General features: G+C 62.9%; 14 protein-coding genes and 2 pseudogenes. 8 read left to right on the top strand and 8 right to left on the bottom strand.

What is annotated here, in order from left to right; all coding sequences use genetic code 11:
• Positions 1 to 455, top strand: a pseudogene (locus RQI43_RS04465) (hypothetical protein); the annotation flags it as partial.
• A 126-nt stretch (positions 456 to 581) separates the two neighbouring features.
• Here RQI43_RS04465 and RQI43_RS04460 read toward each other — a convergent pair.
• From RQI43_RS04460 to RQI43_RS04445, 4 genes and pseudogenes are all read right to left on the bottom strand, one after another.
• A pseudogene (locus RQI43_RS04460) lies at positions 582 to 1457 on the bottom strand (IS630 family transposase).
• 621 nt (positions 1458 to 2078) lie between these two features.
• Positions 2079 to 3113, bottom strand: coding sequence for an adenylate/guanylate cyclase domain-containing protein (locus RQI43_RS04455; RefSeq protein WP_311274334.1), 1035 nt, complete (start codon positions 3111 to 3113; stop codon positions 2079 to 2081).
• A 46-nt stretch (positions 3114 to 3159) separates the two neighbouring features.
• Positions 3160 to 3519 carry a response regulator gene (locus tag RQI43_RS04450; RefSeq protein ID WP_311274333.1) on the bottom strand — a complete coding sequence of 120 codons (360 nt, stop codon included), beginning with the start codon at positions 3517 to 3519 and terminating at the stop codon, positions 3160 to 3162.
• Positions 3520 to 3712: 193 nt separating this feature from the next.
• Positions 3713 to 6145: a response regulator gene (locus RQI43_RS04445; RefSeq protein WP_311274332.1), complete on the bottom strand. Its 2433-nt coding sequence runs from the start codon at positions 6143 to 6145 to the stop codon at positions 3713 to 3715.
• Between the two features lie 22 nt (positions 6146 to 6167).
• Between RQI43_RS04445 and RQI43_RS04440 the strand changes: the two genes are divergently transcribed.
• Positions 6168 to 7016, top strand: a complete 849-nt coding sequence (locus tag RQI43_RS04440) for a cyclic nucleotide-binding domain-containing protein (RefSeq protein WP_311274354.1) — start codon at positions 6168 to 6170, stop codon at positions 7014 to 7016.
• A gap of 186 nt (positions 7017 to 7202) precedes the next feature.
• Here the strand turns inward: RQI43_RS04440 and RQI43_RS04435 are convergent, their stop codons facing one another.
• Complete coding sequence (locus tag RQI43_RS04435; RefSeq protein ID WP_311274331.1) at positions 7203 to 7553, bottom strand: hypothetical protein; 351 nt, start codon at positions 7551 to 7553, stop codon at positions 7203 to 7205.
• Positions 7554 to 7978: 425 nt separating this feature from the next.
• Entirely contained in the window at positions 7979 to 8866 is an 888-nt protein-coding gene (locus tag RQI43_RS04430; protein WP_311274353.1) for a LysR family transcriptional regulator, read from the bottom strand.
• 109 nt (positions 8867 to 8975) lie between these two features.
• Here RQI43_RS04430 and RQI43_RS04425 point away from each other — a divergent pair, with 109 nt between their 5' ends.
• The 3 genes from RQI43_RS04425 to RQI43_RS04415 all read left to right on the top strand — a co-directional run bounded on the left by RQI43_RS04425 (position 8976) and on the right by RQI43_RS04415 (position 11334).
• Complete coding sequence (locus tag RQI43_RS04425; protein WP_056451996.1) at positions 8976 to 9314, top strand: antibiotic biosynthesis monooxygenase; 339 nt, start codon at positions 8976 to 8978, stop codon at positions 9312 to 9314.
• Positions 9311 to 10474: an MFS transporter gene (locus RQI43_RS04420; protein ID WP_311274330.1), complete on the top strand. Its 1164-nt coding sequence runs from the start codon at positions 9311 to 9313 to the stop codon at positions 10472 to 10474. Before RQI43_RS04425 ends, RQI43_RS04420 begins: the two co-directional genes overlap by 4 nt.
• Before the next feature lie 494 nt (positions 10475 to 10968).
• A complete protein-coding gene (locus RQI43_RS04415; RefSeq protein WP_056423446.1) occupies positions 10969 to 11334 on the top strand; it encodes a hypothetical protein in 366 nt (121 codons plus the stop codon).
• Positions 11335 to 11509: 175 nt separating this feature from the next.
• Here RQI43_RS04415 and RQI43_RS04410 read toward each other — a convergent pair whose 3' ends face one another.
• Positions 11510 to 12637, bottom strand: coding sequence for an aldo/keto reductase (locus RQI43_RS04410; protein ID WP_311274329.1), 1128 nt, complete (start codon positions 12635 to 12637; stop codon positions 11510 to 11512).
• 96 nt (positions 12638 to 12733) lie between these two features.
• Between RQI43_RS04410 and RQI43_RS04405 the strand changes: the two genes are divergently transcribed.
• Positions 12734 to 13648, top strand: coding sequence for a LysR family transcriptional regulator (locus tag RQI43_RS04405; protein ID WP_311274328.1), 915 nt, complete (start codon positions 12734 to 12736; stop codon positions 13646 to 13648).
• A gap of 38 nt (positions 13649 to 13686) precedes the next feature.
• Here RQI43_RS04405 and RQI43_RS04400 read toward each other — a convergent pair whose 3' ends face one another.
• Positions 13687 to 13899: a DUF4287 domain-containing protein gene (locus RQI43_RS04400; protein WP_311274327.1), complete on the bottom strand. Its 213-nt coding sequence runs from the start codon at positions 13897 to 13899 to the stop codon at positions 13687 to 13689.
• A 425-nt stretch (positions 13900 to 14324) separates the two neighbouring features.
• Between RQI43_RS04400 and RQI43_RS04395 the strand changes: the two genes are divergently transcribed.
• Positions 14325 to 14414: a K(+)-transporting ATPase subunit F gene (locus RQI43_RS04395; protein WP_056423457.1), complete on the top strand. Its 90-nt coding sequence runs from the start codon at positions 14325 to 14327 to the stop codon at positions 14412 to 14414.
• A gap of 12 nt (positions 14415 to 14426) precedes the next feature.
• Entirely contained in the window at positions 14427 to 16142 is a 1716-nt protein-coding gene (gene kdpA / locus RQI43_RS04390; protein WP_311274326.1) for a potassium-transporting ATPase subunit KdpA, read from the top strand.
• The last annotated feature ends 1 nt before the right edge of the window (position 16143 follow it).

Below are 16143 nucleotides of genomic sequence, written 5' to 3'. Positions count from 1 at the left end.
GAACCATGAGCGACACCGGCCTGGACGCCATCAGGCTCGGCGGCAACGCGTTCGCGAACACGCTGATAGGTAATGACGGCGCCAACGTTCTCAACGGCGGCGCGGGCGCCGACCTGCTCTACGGCAAGGGCGGCAGCGATACGTTCGCATTCTCGTCGAACCTCGGCTCTGTCAATGTCGACCGCCTTACCGACTTCTCAGTACCGGAGGACACGATCCAACTGGCCCGGGCCGTGTTCCGCGCTCTTACCACGGGGCAGCTTGCAGAGACTGCGTTCAAGGATCTCGGCAATGCCGGTGCCGTGGTGGATGCGAGCGATCGCATTCTCTACAACCACAAGAACGGTGCGCTCTCCTACGATGCCGACGGCAACGGGACGGCTAGCACTGCCGTCCAGTTTGCCGTCATCGGCACGAAGGAAACGCTGACTCACCTCGACTTCCTGGTGGCGTAAGCTTCGCAATGCGCTCTGGCCGATCAATCCTGCTCGGCCAGAGCCTCGCACGCCGTATGGGCCTTCGCCTTCACGCGATCCGGCAGCTTTCTGCCCCTTCACCACGTCAACCGCTATTGCATTGACTCAGACGGATGGTTCAGGGGCTCGGTTGCGGGCATCGAAGATGGCGGCGGCGGGCTTTATCCAGACGAAGGGGCGGGCGCTGCGGTTGTGCTCGGCGATATAGCGTTTGATGGCCACCTGCAGATCAACGACGCCACTGAACGTACTCCACTGGAGGCGGCGGCGTGTGAGCGTGGAGAAGAAGCCCTCGACCGCATTGAGCCATGAGGCCGAGGTTGGGTTGGAGGGACACGTTCATCGCGCGTGGCGGGTGTAGTCACGCGTCTGAGCGATAGGATGGCCGGGACCATGGGACGGGTTCGCTCCCGAGCCCGGATCTGGGACTCCTTATCCTGAGCCTGTCGAAGGATCGTCGATGGACAGCACGACGGCGTGGGCGGGCGGATTTGGTGTTGTGACTGACCACATCCTCCACATTCTCGGCGAGGCCGGGTCGTGCGAGCGCTTGAAGGTACGCACCCGATGCGGTTGCAGACGGTGCTCCTGCCAGACCCGCTGCACGAAGCGGAGAGATCCTGGTCTACGCAGCGACGGCGCGGCCGGTCCAGTGGATGACCTCATCCGGCGGCACCAAGCAGGTCAGTGCCAGAGCTCCCGCCACCGTTCCTGTGAAATGCGGCGGGGTGTCGGGCAGACAGGTCTTGTCGGGTAGCAGACCCTCGACGCCTTCTTTGTCAAAGCGCTTTTGCCAGAGCCCTCCCGCAGGCCAACTGTTACCTGCCTCTCGAGCCACCTCTCCACGTTCAAGCGCTCGGTCGACCGCAGGATGCTGAGAGCGCGAACGATGCGCTTGAATGGCCGGGATTGGTCACCGGCAATCGCAGCCAGTTGTGACGTCGGTGGCTCATCGAAAGGTATCCAAACGGACTGAGCCATCACCCAGCTTCGCAGGCGTCAATCCCATCGTGAATCCTCTTGCCGCGTCAGGGCATTTAGGCCGCGAGCGCAGTCAGCAGGATTAGATCCTTGACGATAGGAGGTCTGCCTCAGACACTGACTTGAAGCACAGGGGCAGCACGATAAGAGTTAGTCGGATACCGAGTGAGGCTGCCATAACGATGGCCTCTCGAATGAGTGGCGGGCCTAAGTTGACCTGATCGAGGATGCGAGTGCCGGTCGCGGCAACGACTCCCAACGTGACGAGCGCAGAGACACCCAGGACGATCTGTGAAATCAAGCCCGCGACGAAGACTACATTGGGTGCGAATTCGATCCGGTTGGAGTAACGGAGGCTCCTCACTTAACGATGCGCATTTCTACGGGATGAGCCGATTTTACCTGGGCGGAAGAGTTTAAGCCGTATGACGCTGCGGGTCGTCCCAGTGCGTCATCGTTAGTTATTTGAGATCGGACGTCCGCATTGTGGCTACCTCGTTGAGGCTATGAAATATTCGAATACGAAATGAAAGTGCGTATTTTTAGATAGACTGAAATATACTTTAATTCAATGCTAATTTGACGCAGTATAAGTCTGGAATAAGAATAGAAAATACGGCACTACGTAAATTTAAAACAATAAACCTCGATCTCGCCTTTTCCCTTGAGAGACACCTTGCCGATATGGTTGATCGCGCTGCCGTCATGCACGCGGGCTGAGGCTTCCTCGGAGAGATGAACGGAACATCCGTCGCCGAGCGAACACAGACGAGCGGCCACGTTCACCGTGTCGCCCCAGAGATCGAAGGTGAACTTCGACCGCCCGACGATGCCGCCAACGACGGCGCCGATGTGAATTCCAGCCCGGATTCGCCATCCGGTGGAGCCATCACCAGCGATGGACACCATGTCCTGCGCGCAGCGGATGGCCGCGGTCACCGGATCGGTATGGGGCGATAACAAATTGGCGGTTGCCATGAAGGCGTCGCCGATCGTCTTGATTTTCTCCATGCCGTGCTTGTGCGCCACGACCTCGAACGCTTCGGCCAGACGCTGAACTTCGGCCACGACGTCTTCGGGGCCTTTGCTGTGGCACCACGCCGTGAAGCCGACGAGATCGATGAAGAGCACTGCGACATCGTGAAAAAGCCGCGGCTTGACCTGGCCGGTGCTCATCAGCTCGCTCACTGCCGCGACGGGCAGGATCGCGTGCAGCAGGTCGTCCGCTCGTTTCTGCTGGAGCTTGATGGTTTCCAGATGGGCCACTTCCCGGTCGTGCAGCCGCTTCCTGTCGAGGCAGGCACGGATCCGCGCTTCGAGCAGTACCGGCTCGAAGGGCTTGGGAAGGTAATCTTCGGCCCCCATCTCGATACAGCGCACGACGCTGCTGATCTCTGTCAGCGCCGAGATCATGACCACTGGGGTATGACGGAGCCGGTCGTTCGACTTTATGCTGTCCAAGACGGCGTAGCCGTCCAGTATTGGCATCATCACGTCGAGCAGGACCAGATCGAACGGCTCGGTATTCAGGAGATCGAGCGCAGCGCGTCCGTTGGCGGCCCGAACGCTCTCGTGTCCGAGAAGCTCGAGTTCCTGCTCCAGCAGATCGAGGTTGAAGGCTTCATCGTCGACGATGAGGATGCGTGCGGGGTCCACAGGTCTCGTTATCTCCAGGTCGCAGCCGCTTCAGGACCGGCTGCGTTCAATCGAGCCATTGATGTAGCTTGGCGAAAAGCAGGTCTTCGTCGACAGGCTTCGTCATGAAATCGTCGCACCCCGCCATCTTGGCCTTGTCCTCGTCGCCGCTCATCGCGTTGGCCGTGATCGCGATGACGGGAATGTTTCCCGTCGCCGGGTTGGCCTTGATCCGACGCGTCGCCTCCCAGCCGTCGATGACGGGCAGGGAAAGATCCATGAGGATGAGATCCGGGATATGGCTCGCGGCCATCGCGACGCCCGCACCACCATCGACGGCGATCAACAGCGCGTAGTCGTCCTCGAGGAGCTGGGTCAGCAGATCGCGATTGAGAGGGCCATCTTCGACAATGAGGATGGTCTTCATCGCGCGAAACCTTCGTAGTCTACGAAGAGATAGCCGGGGCGCTGCCCGGTGCTGGCAAGTCCTGTTTTTGTCCGGTTCGATTTTCCGGTGAGGACTCGGCAAATCCTGCGCCGATCCATGGCTCGCTGCCGGCCGATGCCGCTGCGCCCAACCAGGCTGTTCATCGAACGCATTCTCGCTTCCACGGCGCAGTTCATTGGGCGATCTCGGCGCCCTGGGTTTCCAGTAGCGGCAACACCCGCCTGACCTCTCGGATGAGTGCGTCACGGTCGAGGCCCTGCTTGTCGATGAGCCCGCGCACGCGTTCCCGAAGCATGCCATGGTCGGCTGCGTTCAAGGATGCCGCCGTCAAGACGACAACGGGGATCGTGCGGGCCACGGGATCGGCCTGCAGGTGATCGAGGAAAGTGAGGCCGTCCATGCCCGGCATCAGGAGATCCAGGAGAATGACGCTCGGGCGCGCCTGCGCGATCCGTTCGAGGCCCGCGACGCCGTCGCGCGCCCATTCGATCGTACAGCGCTCGGTATCCAGCAACTGCCGGACGAGGTCGACCACGTTCGGGTCGTCATCGATCACGAGGATGCGTTCGCTGTCGGGGGCCGCGCGCCCAAGGGCGCCGATCAGTGACTCGCGCTCGAATGGTTTGACGATGTAGTCGCTGGCTCCGAGGTGGAAGCCGAGCTCCTTCTGGTCGACGATCGAGATCAGGATGACGGGAATCTCACGCGTCAGAGGGTCGGTCTTGAGCGCATGCAGGACCTGCCACCCATCCGTTCCCGGCATCATGATATCGAGCGTGATGGCGCGCGGCTGAAGCTCCCGTGCCTTCCTCAGGCCGTCCTGGCCATTGGGGGCGCCGATTACGTCGTAGCCCGCGTCGAGCAGATTTTCCTTGAGGAGGTAGACGACGTTCGGGTCGTCATCGATGGCGAGCACGGTCCTGGACGAGGTCCGATTTACGGCTTCGGTCACAGGCGCCCGAGGGCTGGGCGGAGGTTCGACGTTGCCGTCGATACGCCGCGGAAGAGTGAGGGTGAAGGTCGAGCCCTTACCCTCCTGGCTGTCCACGCCCACGTCGCCGCCGAGCATCCGGGCCAGTCGGTGGCTGATGGCGAGGCCGAGCCCGGTTCCACTATGTGTTCGGCTTGCGGAATTATCGACCTGTTGGAACTCCTCGAAGATCAGGGTCAGCGCCCCGCTCGGGATGCCGATGCCCGTATCGATCACCGCGAGTGCGATCCGGTCCCCGACCGCGCGTGCCCGCAGGGTCACCGAGCCGGTTTCAGTAAACTTGATGGCGTTGCTGAGAAGGTTGATCAGGATCTGCCTCAGCTTCTCCTGATCGGTGCTGATCGTCTCCGGCAGGCCCTCGAAATCTTTGACCAGTCGCACGTGCTCGCTTTTGACCAAGGGCTCGACCGTACGGAGACAGAGGTCGAGGGTGGATTCGAGCGAGAATTCCGATGTCTTCACTTCCATCCGGCCCGCTTCGACCTTGGCGAGATCGAGGATGGTGTTGATCAGGGAGAGCAGATGCTCGGAACTCAGCAGGATCTTTTCCAAGTTTTCGAACTGCTTGATGGGCAGCACGTCCTTGGCGCGACGCATGATGAGCCGCGTGAAGCCGATGATGGCGTTGAGCGGCGTCCGCAATTCGTGGCTCATGTTGGCCAGGAAGCTGCTCTTGGATCTGCTGGCGTTCTCTGCCGCGTCCTTGGCCTCCCGCAGGTTCTCCTCGGCACGTTTGCGCTCGATCACCCGGCCGAGCTGCGCGCCGATATTGGCCATGACGTCGAGGAGCGCCCGGTTCGGTGCCTGCGCTTCAGCCGCGAAGAACTCCAGCACCGCGACGACCTCACGACCGATCGTGACGGGGAACCCGAAAGCCGCCCGGAACCCCTCCGCAGCGGCGGCACCGGCACGGGAATGGTCGGGTCCCGCATCGAGATCGAGGACCCACATCGCTTCGCCGGATGCCAACACGCGTCCCGGCAGCCCTATGCCGACAGGAAGCGGCGTCTCCGAAGCGACGGCCTGGAAGCGCGCAAAGCGCTCCGGCGTATCGCAATGCCAGATGCCGGACGACACCAGGGTTTCGCTGCCGTCATTGGCAAGCATGTAGGCGTGCCCGAGCGGCCATCCGGTATGTGCCGAGATCCGACCCAGGCAGATCGGCAAGGCATCCTCGACGTTGAGCGCCTCGTTGGCCGCGGCTGCCGTGACCTGCAGGAGCTCGACGAGAGTCGTCTGCTCCCGAAGTGCGAATTCCGCCTCCTTGCGCTCGGTGATGTCGCTCCAGGATTCGACGACCTCGACAGGTTCGCCATGCGGGCCGCTGATCAGGCGCTGCTCGTCCCTTACCCAGCGATAGATACCGTCCTTGCGCCGGAACCGGTACTCGACGACGTGGTGGCCATTCGCGAGAAGATGGGGGAACTCGGCCAGAACTCGGTCCCGGTCGTCGGGATGAAGCCGCTCGAGCCAGAAATCGGGGCCCTCGAGATACTCGCTCGGCTCGTAGCCGAGAAGGTCCCGGACATTCTCACTGATGAATGTCGGTGCGTTGCGGCCGCCCACCTCGAAGCTGCAGATCATCGACGGTGAGGCGGTCAGGAGATAGGACACCGGAGCTGAGCGTCGAAGCAGTATCATTCGCGCGCCCCACATCACCGATCTGCTGCATGCATCAGGGGAGCGGACGCGGATCTACATCCTGCAAGGGTACCTGTTTTTCCTGAACGCGCAGACGATCTTGCGCCAAGCCGCCGCTGACGTGGAAGCAACTCCCGATTTCCGTTTCCTGATTCTGGATTTCCGTGAATGTGTCGGACTGGACAGTTCCGCGCTGCTTGTCTTCCGTAAGATCGGGCAGTTCGCCGAGCAGGCGCGCTTCGACGTTCTGCTGGTGAATCTCGGCCCAATCGCTCATCAACAGATCGAACGTGACGGACTTCTCGTAGAGCCGCGAATACGGATCTTTCGCACCCGCGATGCGGCCATGCGGGCAGCGGAGACGGCTCTCTTGTCAGAGGCCGGGACCAGCGACGAAGGTGAAGCGACATCGTTTGCTCAGCACCTTGCCGATAGGCTCGGCTGCACGGTCGGGGCTGGCGAACTGGAACCGTATCTCAGTCTCCGCACTCTGGCGGCCGGCGAGGCGCTGATGCGTCAGGGTGAGCCTGCTGACGCTTTTTACTTCCTCGAACACGGCCTCATTTCCATCCGCTTGGAGATGCCCGGCCGCTCCAACCATCGTTTGCGCACGACCACAGCCGGCACTGTCATCGGCGAAATCGGCTTGGCCCAGGGGGGGCGGCGCACCGCCACGGCGATCGCCGAAAGCCCCTGCCGCACCGTCGGCATCGATCGGGCCGCTCTGGCCCGGATGGAGCGTGAACGCCCTGACCTGGCGCTGTACGTTCAACGTTTTCTCATTCTGGAACTGGCCGACAAGATTGTCGACACCAATCGGCTCCTCGAAGCGGAGCTCTCTTGAGTCAGTCAGGGGTGCTCATGAGACTTGACCCTGTCATGATCCTGCGGCCCCAAACAGGTTCGCGCCGTGCGCAGGTCTTTCCGGCACCTTGTGCCTGGAAAGAAGGGAAGAGCTGACAACCGCTCCACGAACGAAGGGATCGCGTCCGTCGAGCCGCTCGCTCGGACACGCACTCTCTGGGTGCCGCTATTTCCAACGCAGCTTCGGGAGCCGTCGAAGGGACAAGATCGTCGGTGAGCGTCGAGGTTCGAGTAATTCGAGGTGTCCCGGCGGGCCGAGAAGCAAGCGGTGCTCTGACATGGCCGCGTCATCGGCCTCGATGTCATGAACCGTGACGGCGACCCGAACCGGCGCGCGCGCCCCCTCCTCGATGACCTCGCGTCCTGCCAGTATCCAGAGTACGGCAAACGCGATCAGGGAGAGCAGACCTATGAGGGTCGCGTTCCAGTTCGGCACTTCCTGCACCATCAGCACAACGAGGCCACCAACGGCGATTGCCGAAGCATATCCTCTGGTTGCGTGCGGATTCCTCGCCATGCTCGATGATCGCCGAAAGAAATCGCTTTCTCGTGAAGCAATTTCATCAATTTGTTGCTGTCGCGAGCTGAATCAACAGCTTGAGTGCGGATGCCGAAAACGCACGCTGTCAAGTCCGTCACGATCGGAATGCCATGTCGATGGATATGGTGCATGCCGAGTGGATCGTCCGCCGTCGCCACCGAGCCGATTGTACACAGAAGCATCGTCGAGCGCCGTAGGTAGGCACGAGAGATGTTGCGCCGGCCGGTTCTCGACTCTTCCAGCCCGGTGCGAAACACCCTGAAGACTTCCAGCCGGATTTCTGCGCTCGCCTCGACACCCCTGTGTTGTGCAGCTTGAACGACTAAGTTTCGCTTCTGAGATCATCGCTGGAGCACTCGAATAGACAGCGGGACCACTCTTGGCGATCTCGCGTATCGTCTTTACTGCGGCTGTAGATGTTCGGCCATGAAATCGACGAACGCACGTAGTCTGGGCGTGATCTGCCGGCTGGCCGGCCACAGGACATGGAACTGATCGGTCCCGGTCAACCACTCGTCCAGGATGGACACGAGACGGCCATCGGCGATTTCGTCGCGGATCGCGAAGGGCGGCAGACAGGCGATGCCCATTCCCTCGCTCGCCAGTTCGATCAGGGGGTCGACCGCTGTCGCGCTCATCCGCTCGGGCAAGACGGGCTTCCCCTGGCCTGAAGCACGCACAAAGGGCCAGGGCCGCAGCTTTCCGGTGTCCGGCGAACGCTGATGAAGACAGTGATGCTGGTGCAGGTCGTCAGGGGTGAGCGGCACTCCATATTGCGCCAAGTAGTTGGGTGACGCGACGATTCTCAGGCGGAACCGTCCAAGATGGCGGCTCATCAACAAGCTGTCAGAGGGGTGCCCGGTCCGAATGACGGCGTCGAACCCTTCCTCCACGACATCCACCAGCCGGTCCGTGAAATCCAGGTCGAGTTGAACCTCGGGCCAAGTGCGCATGAAATGAGCCATCACCGGCGTCAGCAACATGCCGACCAGCGGGAGACTCACACGCAACCGGCCCCTCGGGGTTCGATTGGACCGGGCCAGCTCGGCTTCGGCCGCCTCGATCTCCTCGAAGATGCGGTGACAGCGTTCCAGGAACAGTCGCCCTTCCTCGGTCAGGGTCATGTTGCGCGTGTTGCGATGGAACAGCCGCGCGTCCAGCCGTTGCTCGAGCCGCGCCACCGCCTTGCCGACTGCCGAGGCTGACAGGCCGAGCTTGCGGCCCGCCGCGACGAAGCTGCCGGTTTCAGCCGACTGCACGAAGGCATCGAACGCCGTGAGCTTGTCCATGTCGTCACGGTTAAGCGAATTTCCTTCCGCAGTCACCGGAACGCTGGCCCGTTTTTCCGCAACGGTCCGGTCGCTATCCCCTGGACCTCGCAAAACCAGGGAAGCGAACATGATCCCAGCCTTCACGATTCATCCGATCCCGACCACCTTCATCGTCAACGTAATTCACGTTCACCCTGGCAAGCAGGAAGACGCGTTCCGGCTCATCCAGGATGTCGTTCACTATGTGGCCGAGCGGAAGCCCGGATTTCTATGGAGCAACCTTGCCAGGAGCACCGATGGACTGACCGTCGTGAATATCGAGGCGATATCAGATCCGAAAGATGTTGAGATCTTCTTCTCCGATCCGGTGTTCGTCGACAAGTTTCAGGCGCTCGAAACTGTTTCGTCCAGCGAGTTTCACACCTACACGGTGGGCGACCTTGTACTTCCGAGGGCTTCGGCATGACGGCGCGAGCCGATCGGCTGCCGATGGCCGGGCTATGTGCTCTGGCGGTCGCGGGCTTCGTCACGATCCTGACCGAGGCCCTGCCGGCCGGACTTCTTCCGCAGATCGGGGGATCGCTGGGGGTGAGCGAGGCCATGGCCGGCCAATGGATCAGTGTCTACGCCTTGGGATCGCTCCTCGCTGCGATCCCTTTGACCGCGGCGACGCGAAGCTGGCGCCGACGACCGCTTCTGCTTGGCTCCATCGTCGGGTTCATGATCGCCAACCTGATAACGGCCCTGACCGGGAGTTTCGCCGTCGCGATGGCGGCGCGTTTTGTCGGCGGGGTATCGGCCGGCCTGCTATGGGCGCTCCTCGCTGGCTATGCGGTTCGCATGGCACCTCCCCGTCTCGCGGGGCGAGCCATGGCCGTGGCGATGGCAGGAACGCCCGTGGCACTTTCTATCGGGGTACCGGCCGGTACGTTTCTGGGCATGCTCGCCGGCTGGCGGCTCACCTTCGGCCTGCTCAGCCTCATCGCGCTGCTACTGGTTGGCTGGATCATCGCAAAAGTTCCGGATTTCCCTGGCGAACCTGAAACGCAACGCCCATCGCTGACTCAAGTCTTTGCAGTGCCGGGCGTGCGGCCGGTACTGGCGGTGACGCTCTGCTTCGTGCTGGCCCATAATCTCCTCTACACCTACATCGCGCCCATCCTGGCCGACTACCGCATGCCCGACCGGATCGACGATGTTCTACTGGTCTTCGGGGGTTCCGCACTCGTCAGTATCGGACTGACGGGCGTGCTGATCGACAGATGGCTGCGGGCTTTGCTTTTCGCCGCGATCGGATTGTTTATCGTCGCGGCCTTCATGCTTGCCGTTACGAGTGGAGCGTCCCTCGCGATCTATGGCGCCGTATTGATCTGGGGTCTGGCATTCGGCGGGTCGGCGACGGTTCTTCAGACCGCATCGGCACGTACGGCAGGCCCAGCGGCCGATGTGGCGCAGGCGATGATCGTCACGGCTTGGAATATCGCCATTTTCGGCGGAGCCGTCCTGGGCGGCATCATCCTCGAAACCGCCGGACCGAGCCGCTTGTCGTGGGCTGGAATCGCCCTGCTGGCCGGAGCCGTCGCAGCGGCATCGTGCATGGTGACTAAGCTGGAGCCGAACACATGACGGCGCCATCTTGGTCGTTGGGTGTGCCCCTCTCAATTACGAAGGATCGTCGTGACTTTGCTGTTCAGCGTTCGTCGGCACGGCGAGAATGCCCAGCACGACCACGTGCATGTCCTCGACATGGCCGGACGTACCTTCTTGGATGACACCGTCGACGTCTCGATGGACGCGATCGTCAGACGGGACGATGTCGATAACGCAAGCCTGTATCGCTCACCGGTTAGATTTCTGAAGGAAACGCCAACGTCGTCAGTGCCGGCATGTTCTTGTGAGCAAGATTAGCCGTCACAGTTATGAGCGGCGGAGGAGTCGGTTTTTTCCGGCCTTCTCGATCACTCGGATTCTGTGATTGCGGATGTGATGAATTCCATCCTGCTTCGGTGGTGATACTGGGGGGCGGATTGGCAAGTGGTATTACCTGCGGCCCATTCGACGGGAACCAATATTGAGGCTCGGAATTATTCCTCCCGACACCGATCTTGGAGGGACGCCCCATGAAGTTTACTGCGATCGCCGGCGCGGCAATGGTTCTTGCTTTCACGGCCGGGACTACTCTGGCTGCACCATGCAATACCGGTTCAACCACCGATAAGAGCTCCAAGTCCGATACCGGCAGCAAGAACCTCGCTGGTGGCGAGCAGCCTGCATCCCCAGGCACCGTCGGCGCGATGAACAATGTCGGTGCCAACCAGGGCCTTGGCGATAAGCCGGGTGCGGGCGCTTCCGCCACCAAGGGAAATGAGGAGCCCGGCAGCAAGAATCTCGCAGGTGGCCAGCAGCCCGCCGCCCCGGGCACCGTTGGCGCAATGAACAATGCCGGCGAGAATCAGGCCGTCGGCAAGAAGGGCGACGATTGCTGATCGTCCATCCGCGATAATACCGACATCAGACCCGCCCGGTTCGCGCCGTGGCGGGTTTTTTGATTGTCACGTGGTGACGCCGGGTCATGGCTCAACAGGTCTGTATCACGCTCGGAAACGCCACGAGGTCGCGAGTATCCGGGATCCGGTTCTGGATCAGGTTCGCATGGTCTGCTCAGAGGGGCAGCATCCCGGTCGATGCGTGGACCCGACTGCCACCGAAGATGACCTGCTGCTGCAAAGGGGGGCGGGACAGGCCGTAGATGAGGCGTGGTTCGGCGAAGGCGCTGACAGTGTCGAGGGCGGCACGATGCTCAGGCGATAAAGTAAGGTCGAGGGCCGCTACGTTGTCCTTCACTTGCGCCGGCCGGCTCACGCCCATCAGGGTCGAGGCCACGCCCGGCTGGCCTACGACCCATGCCAGGGCGATCCTTGCCGGGGGCTGCCCGATCTCGCTAGCGATCTGGCGCACCGAGTCCACGATGTCCCAATTGCGTGGCGTGAACAGGCTGTCCCCGAAGGGGTTGGCGCCATCGAGACGTCTGTCTTTGGCCGTCCGCTCCTGCCCAGCCTTGGCCGTGTCCGTTGGTAGCCCCGAGCCACGCGGGGAGCCCGCCTCGACGGAAGCACGTTCGTACTTGCCCGTGAGCAGCCCGTAGGCGAGGGGAGACCAGGGCACCATCCCCATGCCGAACTCGGCACCGAGCGGGATGTGCTCGTCCTCGACCTCCCGGTTCACGAGCGAGTAGAAATACTGCAACCCGATCGGTCCCGGCAGGCCACGCACGGAAGCGAGCGTCGCGAGCTTGGCCGCGTACCAGGCAGGTGTATTCGACAAGCCCCAGTAGCGAATCTTGCCCGACCGAACGAGGCCGGCCATCGTCTCGAGCAGTTCCTCCGCCGGCGTGAGTCCGTCCCAGACGTGCAGCCAGTACAGATCGACATAATCCGTTCCCAGGCGGCGAAGCGATCCGTTGATCGCGGCGTGGACATGCTTGGCACCGCAGCCACCCGCATGCGGTCCGTTCCCAGCGGCGAAACCCGACTTGGTGGAGAGAACGATTTGGTCGCGCAGGCCCCGCTCGGCGACGAAGCGGCCGAGCATCGTCTCGCTGGCGCCGCTTGCGTAGATGTCGGCTGTGTCGACGAAGTTGCCGCCTTGCGCGACATAGGCATCGAACACTGCGCGGCTGCCGTCTTCGTCGAGGCCCCAGCGTGCCGTGCCGAAGGTCATGGTGCCCAGCGCCAGGGGGCTCACGGCCAGGCCCGAGCGGCCGAGCGTCCGATAATGCGTCAGATCCATTGTTGCACCTCGCTAATCACCGAGATGAGGATAGGGTCGTGGCAACCCGGCGATTAGCTCCGCTGGTCGGCATGGGTTTGTGAGCGGAATGCATCAATGCGGCGCGGGGATCTCGACGATCTGGCGGCCTTCGCGGCCGTGGCGCGCGTCTGCAGCTTCACCCGCGCGGCGGCCGAACTCGGCCTTTCGCCCTCGGCCCTCAGCCACGCGATTCGTGGATTGGAGACGCGTCTCGGTGTTCGCCTTCTCGCACGCACGACGCGGAGCGTCGCCCCGACGCCAGCCGGCGACCGGCTCCTGCGCACGATCAACCCGGCGCTGGAAGAGATCGCTCGAGGACTCGCGGCGCTCGCCGACTGGCGGAGCGAGCCCTCGGGTACCATCCGGCTCACCACGTTTTCCTACGCCGCCCGCACGATCCTCGAACCGTCGCTTCCCCAATTCCTCCTCGACCATCCGGCGATCTCCGTCGAGGTTCTCGTCGACGACCGTCTCGCCGATCTGGTCGCTGCCGGCTTCGACGCAGGGATCCGCTTCGGCGAAGCCGTGGAAGGCGACATGGTGGCGGTGCGCGTCGGCCCCGATCTCCGCACGGTGGTCGTCGGCACGCCGGATTACTTCGCACGCCATCCTCGGCCCGAGACCCCGGCCGATCTGGAGCACCACAATTGTGTCAGCTACCGTCTGATCGGCGGAGGCGGCCTCCTGCCATGGGAGTTCGCTCGGGACCGACGCGACATACGCGTGCGCGCAGGCGGCCAGTTCATCGTCAATGATGGCGCGCTGGCAGCCTCCGCGATACGTGCGGGCGCGGGCCTCGGCTACATGCTGGAGACGGATGTCGTAGAGGATGTGGCGGCCGGCCGGTTGATCCAGGTGCTGGACGATTGGTGCCCGCCATTTCCAGGCTGTCATCTCTACTTTCCCAACCGCCAGATCTCGCCCGCGCTTCGAGCATTGGTCGATACGTTGCGGTGGAAGAATTCCGAACCACGCGATCCAGCGGAATGAGGGCGGTGCTGCCACGTCGCAGTGCCGGCCGGGGTCGGCTACGCGTTCTGCGCGGACAGCACATGAGCGACGATCGCGTTGGCGTGACCGTGACCCATTCCGTGTTCTTCCTTCAGCATCGACACCAGTTCCATGTGCTTGGCGGGAAGTCGGTCTCTCACCAATTGTTGCCAGTCACCGATCGGGCGTCCGTACTTCTTCTCGATGGATGGAAAGTAAGATGCAGGTCCCTTGGCGGCCTCGGTAGACATGTGAGCGTTTTTCCCATGCATTGACCGGCATCAGCTTCGCCAAAAATCGCCTTCATCGCAACCTCTTCGCATGAGTCGGCGCGGCGGGACCGCAAATGCCGGTACGGATTGCCCGGAGCCCGTCGGATTCAGTGCCGGGCGTCAGACGGGGACGCCATGCACTGGTCCTGCCACGGGACCACCCTCGACATCCAAGACGGCACGAATCCTCATGCGATCCTTATAAGATCGTCCTCGCGTCCCTCTCGAACCCTAATGCGGTTCCGAGCCACATCGGAGGGCGAGCGCGGCCGGTCACGGCACCGGCGCGCCGAACCGAAACGGACGCTCCATGCTCGATCTCACCTTCATTGCCCTGGGCCTCGGCTTTTTCGGCCTTGCTGCCGGCTACGCCGCCCTCTGCGAACGCCTCTGAGGCCCCCGCCATGACCCTCGACCTGATGCTGGGCGCCCTCGTGACCCTGGGGCTGCTCGGATACCTCACTTATGCCCTCGTCCGCCCCGAGCGGTTCTGAAGGAATTCCCCGATGAGTCTCAATGGCTGGTTCCAGATCGCGCTGTTCTGCGCGGTCGTCGTCGCGCTTGCCCGTCCGCTTGGCGGCTACATGTCCCGTGTCTTCACGGGCGAGCGTACGCTGCTCTCGCCCGTGCTCTCACCCGTCGAGCGCGGACTCTACCGCGTCGCCGGCATCGATGCCGAGCAGGAGCAACACTGGCTGGCCTACGCGCTGGCGATGCTCGCCTTTCACGTCCTCGGCTTCCTGTCGCTCTACGCTCTTCTGCGCGTCCAGGCGCTGCTGCCGTTCAACCCGGACGGACAAGCCGGCGTCGCGCCGGACCTCGCCTTCAACACCGCGACGAGCTTCGTCACCAACACCAACTGGCAATCCTATGGTGGCGAGACGACGCTGTCGTACCTCACGCAGATGCTGGGCCTGACGCACCAGAACTTCCTTTCGGCAGCCACTGGTATCGCGCTCGCCGTCGCGCTCGTGCGTGGCTTTTCACGGGCCTCGGCGAAAACCGTGGGCTCGTTCTGGGTCGATGTGACCCGCACGACCCTCTACCTGCTGCTCCCGCTCTGCATGGTGCTGACGCTGTTCTACGTCTGGCAGGGCATTCCCCAGACGCTCTCCGGCGCCGTCGAGGCGACCACTCTGGAGGGCGCGAAGCAGACCCTCGCGGTCGGCCCCGTGGCGAGCCAGGTCGCCATTAAGATGCTGGGCACCAATGGCGGCGGCTTCTTCAACGCCAACGCCGCGCATCCGTTCGAGAACCCCACCGCGCTCTCGAACTTCGTCCAGATGGTCTCGATCTTCGCCCTCGGCGCGGCGATGACCAACGTGTTCGGCCGCATGGTCGGTGACGAGCGCCAGGGTTGGGCCATCCTCGCCGCCATGGGCGCGCTGTTCCTGGCTGGAACCGCCATCGTCTACTGGGCCGAGAGCGCGGGCAGCCCCGTCCTCAACGGCCTCGGGCTCACCGGGGGCAACATGGAGGGCAAGGAGGTCCGCTTCGGGATTCTCGGCTCTTCACTATTCGCCGCCATTACCACGGCGGCCTCCTGTGGCGCGGTCAACGCGATGCATGACAGCTTCACGGCGCTCGGCGGCATCATCCCGCTGATCAACATGGAACTCGGCGAGATCATCGTCGGCGGCGTCGGTGCGGGTCTCTACGGCATCCTGGTCTTCGTCATCGTGACGATCTTCGTGGCCGGTCTCATGGTGGGCCGTACGCCGGAATATCTCGGCAAGAAGATCGAGGGCCGCGAGGTCAAGATGGCGATGCTCGCCATCCTGTGCCTGCCCCTGATGATGCTGGGCTTCACGGCGCTGGCCACCGTCGTCGCGGCCGGCCTCGCGGGGCCCGCCAATGCCGGACCGCACGGCTTTTCGGAGATCCTCTACGCCTTCACCTCGGCGGCGGCCAATAACGGCTCCGCTTTCGGCGGGCTCACGGCCAACACGACCTTCTACAACACCACCCTCGGCCTCGGCATGCTGTTCGGTCGCTTCTTCGTCATCATCCCGGCGCTGGCCATCGCGGGATCGCTGGCGGCCAAGAAGACCGTGCCGGCCTCGGCCGGGACCTTCCCGACCCATGGCGGCCTGTTCGTAGGACTGCTGGTGGGGGTGATCCTCATCGTTGGTGGACTGACCTTCTTCCCGGCGCTCGCTCTCGGACCGGTGGTGGAGCACCTCGCCGGCGGCCTCGGGCAGACATTTCCGGCGGGGGGCTGAG

This window comes from Methylobacterium sp. WCS2018Hpa-22 (assembly GCF_031843785.1).
Classification (GTDB): domain Bacteria; phylum Pseudomonadota; class Alphaproteobacteria; order Rhizobiales; family Beijerinckiaceae; genus Methylobacterium.
The sequence above is the reverse complement of the archived record's forward strand: the minus strand, read 5'-3'. Positions and strand labels throughout refer to the sequence as shown.

What these genes read in the sequence shown, in the direction of transcription:
- RQI43_RS04415 (WP_056423446.1), top strand. Translation starts at nt 10,969, where the DNA reads ATGAAGTTTACTGCGATCGCCGGCGCGGCAATGGTTCTTGCTTTCACG.
- RQI43_RS04395 (WP_056423457.1), top strand. Translation starts at nt 14,325, where the DNA reads ATGACCCTCGACCTGATGCTGGGCGCCCTCGTGACCCTGGGGCTGCTC.
- RQI43_RS04425 (WP_056451996.1), top strand. Translation starts at nt 8,976, where the DNA reads ATGATCCCAGCCTTCACGATTCATCCGATCCCGACCACCTTCATCGTC.
- RQI43_RS04450 (WP_311274333.1), bottom strand. Translation starts at nt 3,519, where the DNA reads ATGAAGACCATCCTCATTGTCGAAGATGGCCCTCTCAATCGCGATCTG.
- RQI43_RS04405 (WP_311274328.1), top strand. Translation starts at nt 12,734, where the DNA reads ATGCGGCGCGGGGATCTCGACGATCTGGCGGCCTTCGCGGCCGTGGCG.
- RQI43_RS04420 (WP_311274330.1), top strand. Translation starts at nt 9,311, where the DNA reads ATGACGGCGCGAGCCGATCGGCTGCCGATGGCCGGGCTATGTGCTCTG.
- RQI43_RS04435 (WP_311274331.1), bottom strand. Translation starts at nt 7,553, where the DNA reads ATGGCGAGGAATCCGCACGCAACCAGAGGATATGCTTCGGCAATCGCC.
- RQI43_RS04410 (WP_311274329.1), bottom strand. Translation starts at nt 12,637, where the DNA reads ATGGATCTGACGCATTATCGGACGCTCGGCCGCTCGGGCCTGGCCGTG.
- kdpA (WP_311274326.1), top strand. Translation starts at nt 14,427, where the DNA reads ATGAGTCTCAATGGCTGGTTCCAGATCGCGCTGTTCTGCGCGGTCGTC.
- RQI43_RS04430 (WP_311274353.1), bottom strand. Translation starts at nt 8,866, where the DNA reads ATGGACAAGCTCACGGCGTTCGATGCCTTCGTGCAGTCGGCTGAAACC.
- RQI43_RS04400 (WP_311274327.1), bottom strand. Translation starts at nt 13,899, where the DNA reads ATGTCTACCGAGGCCGCCAAGGGACCTGCATCTTACTTTCCATCCATC.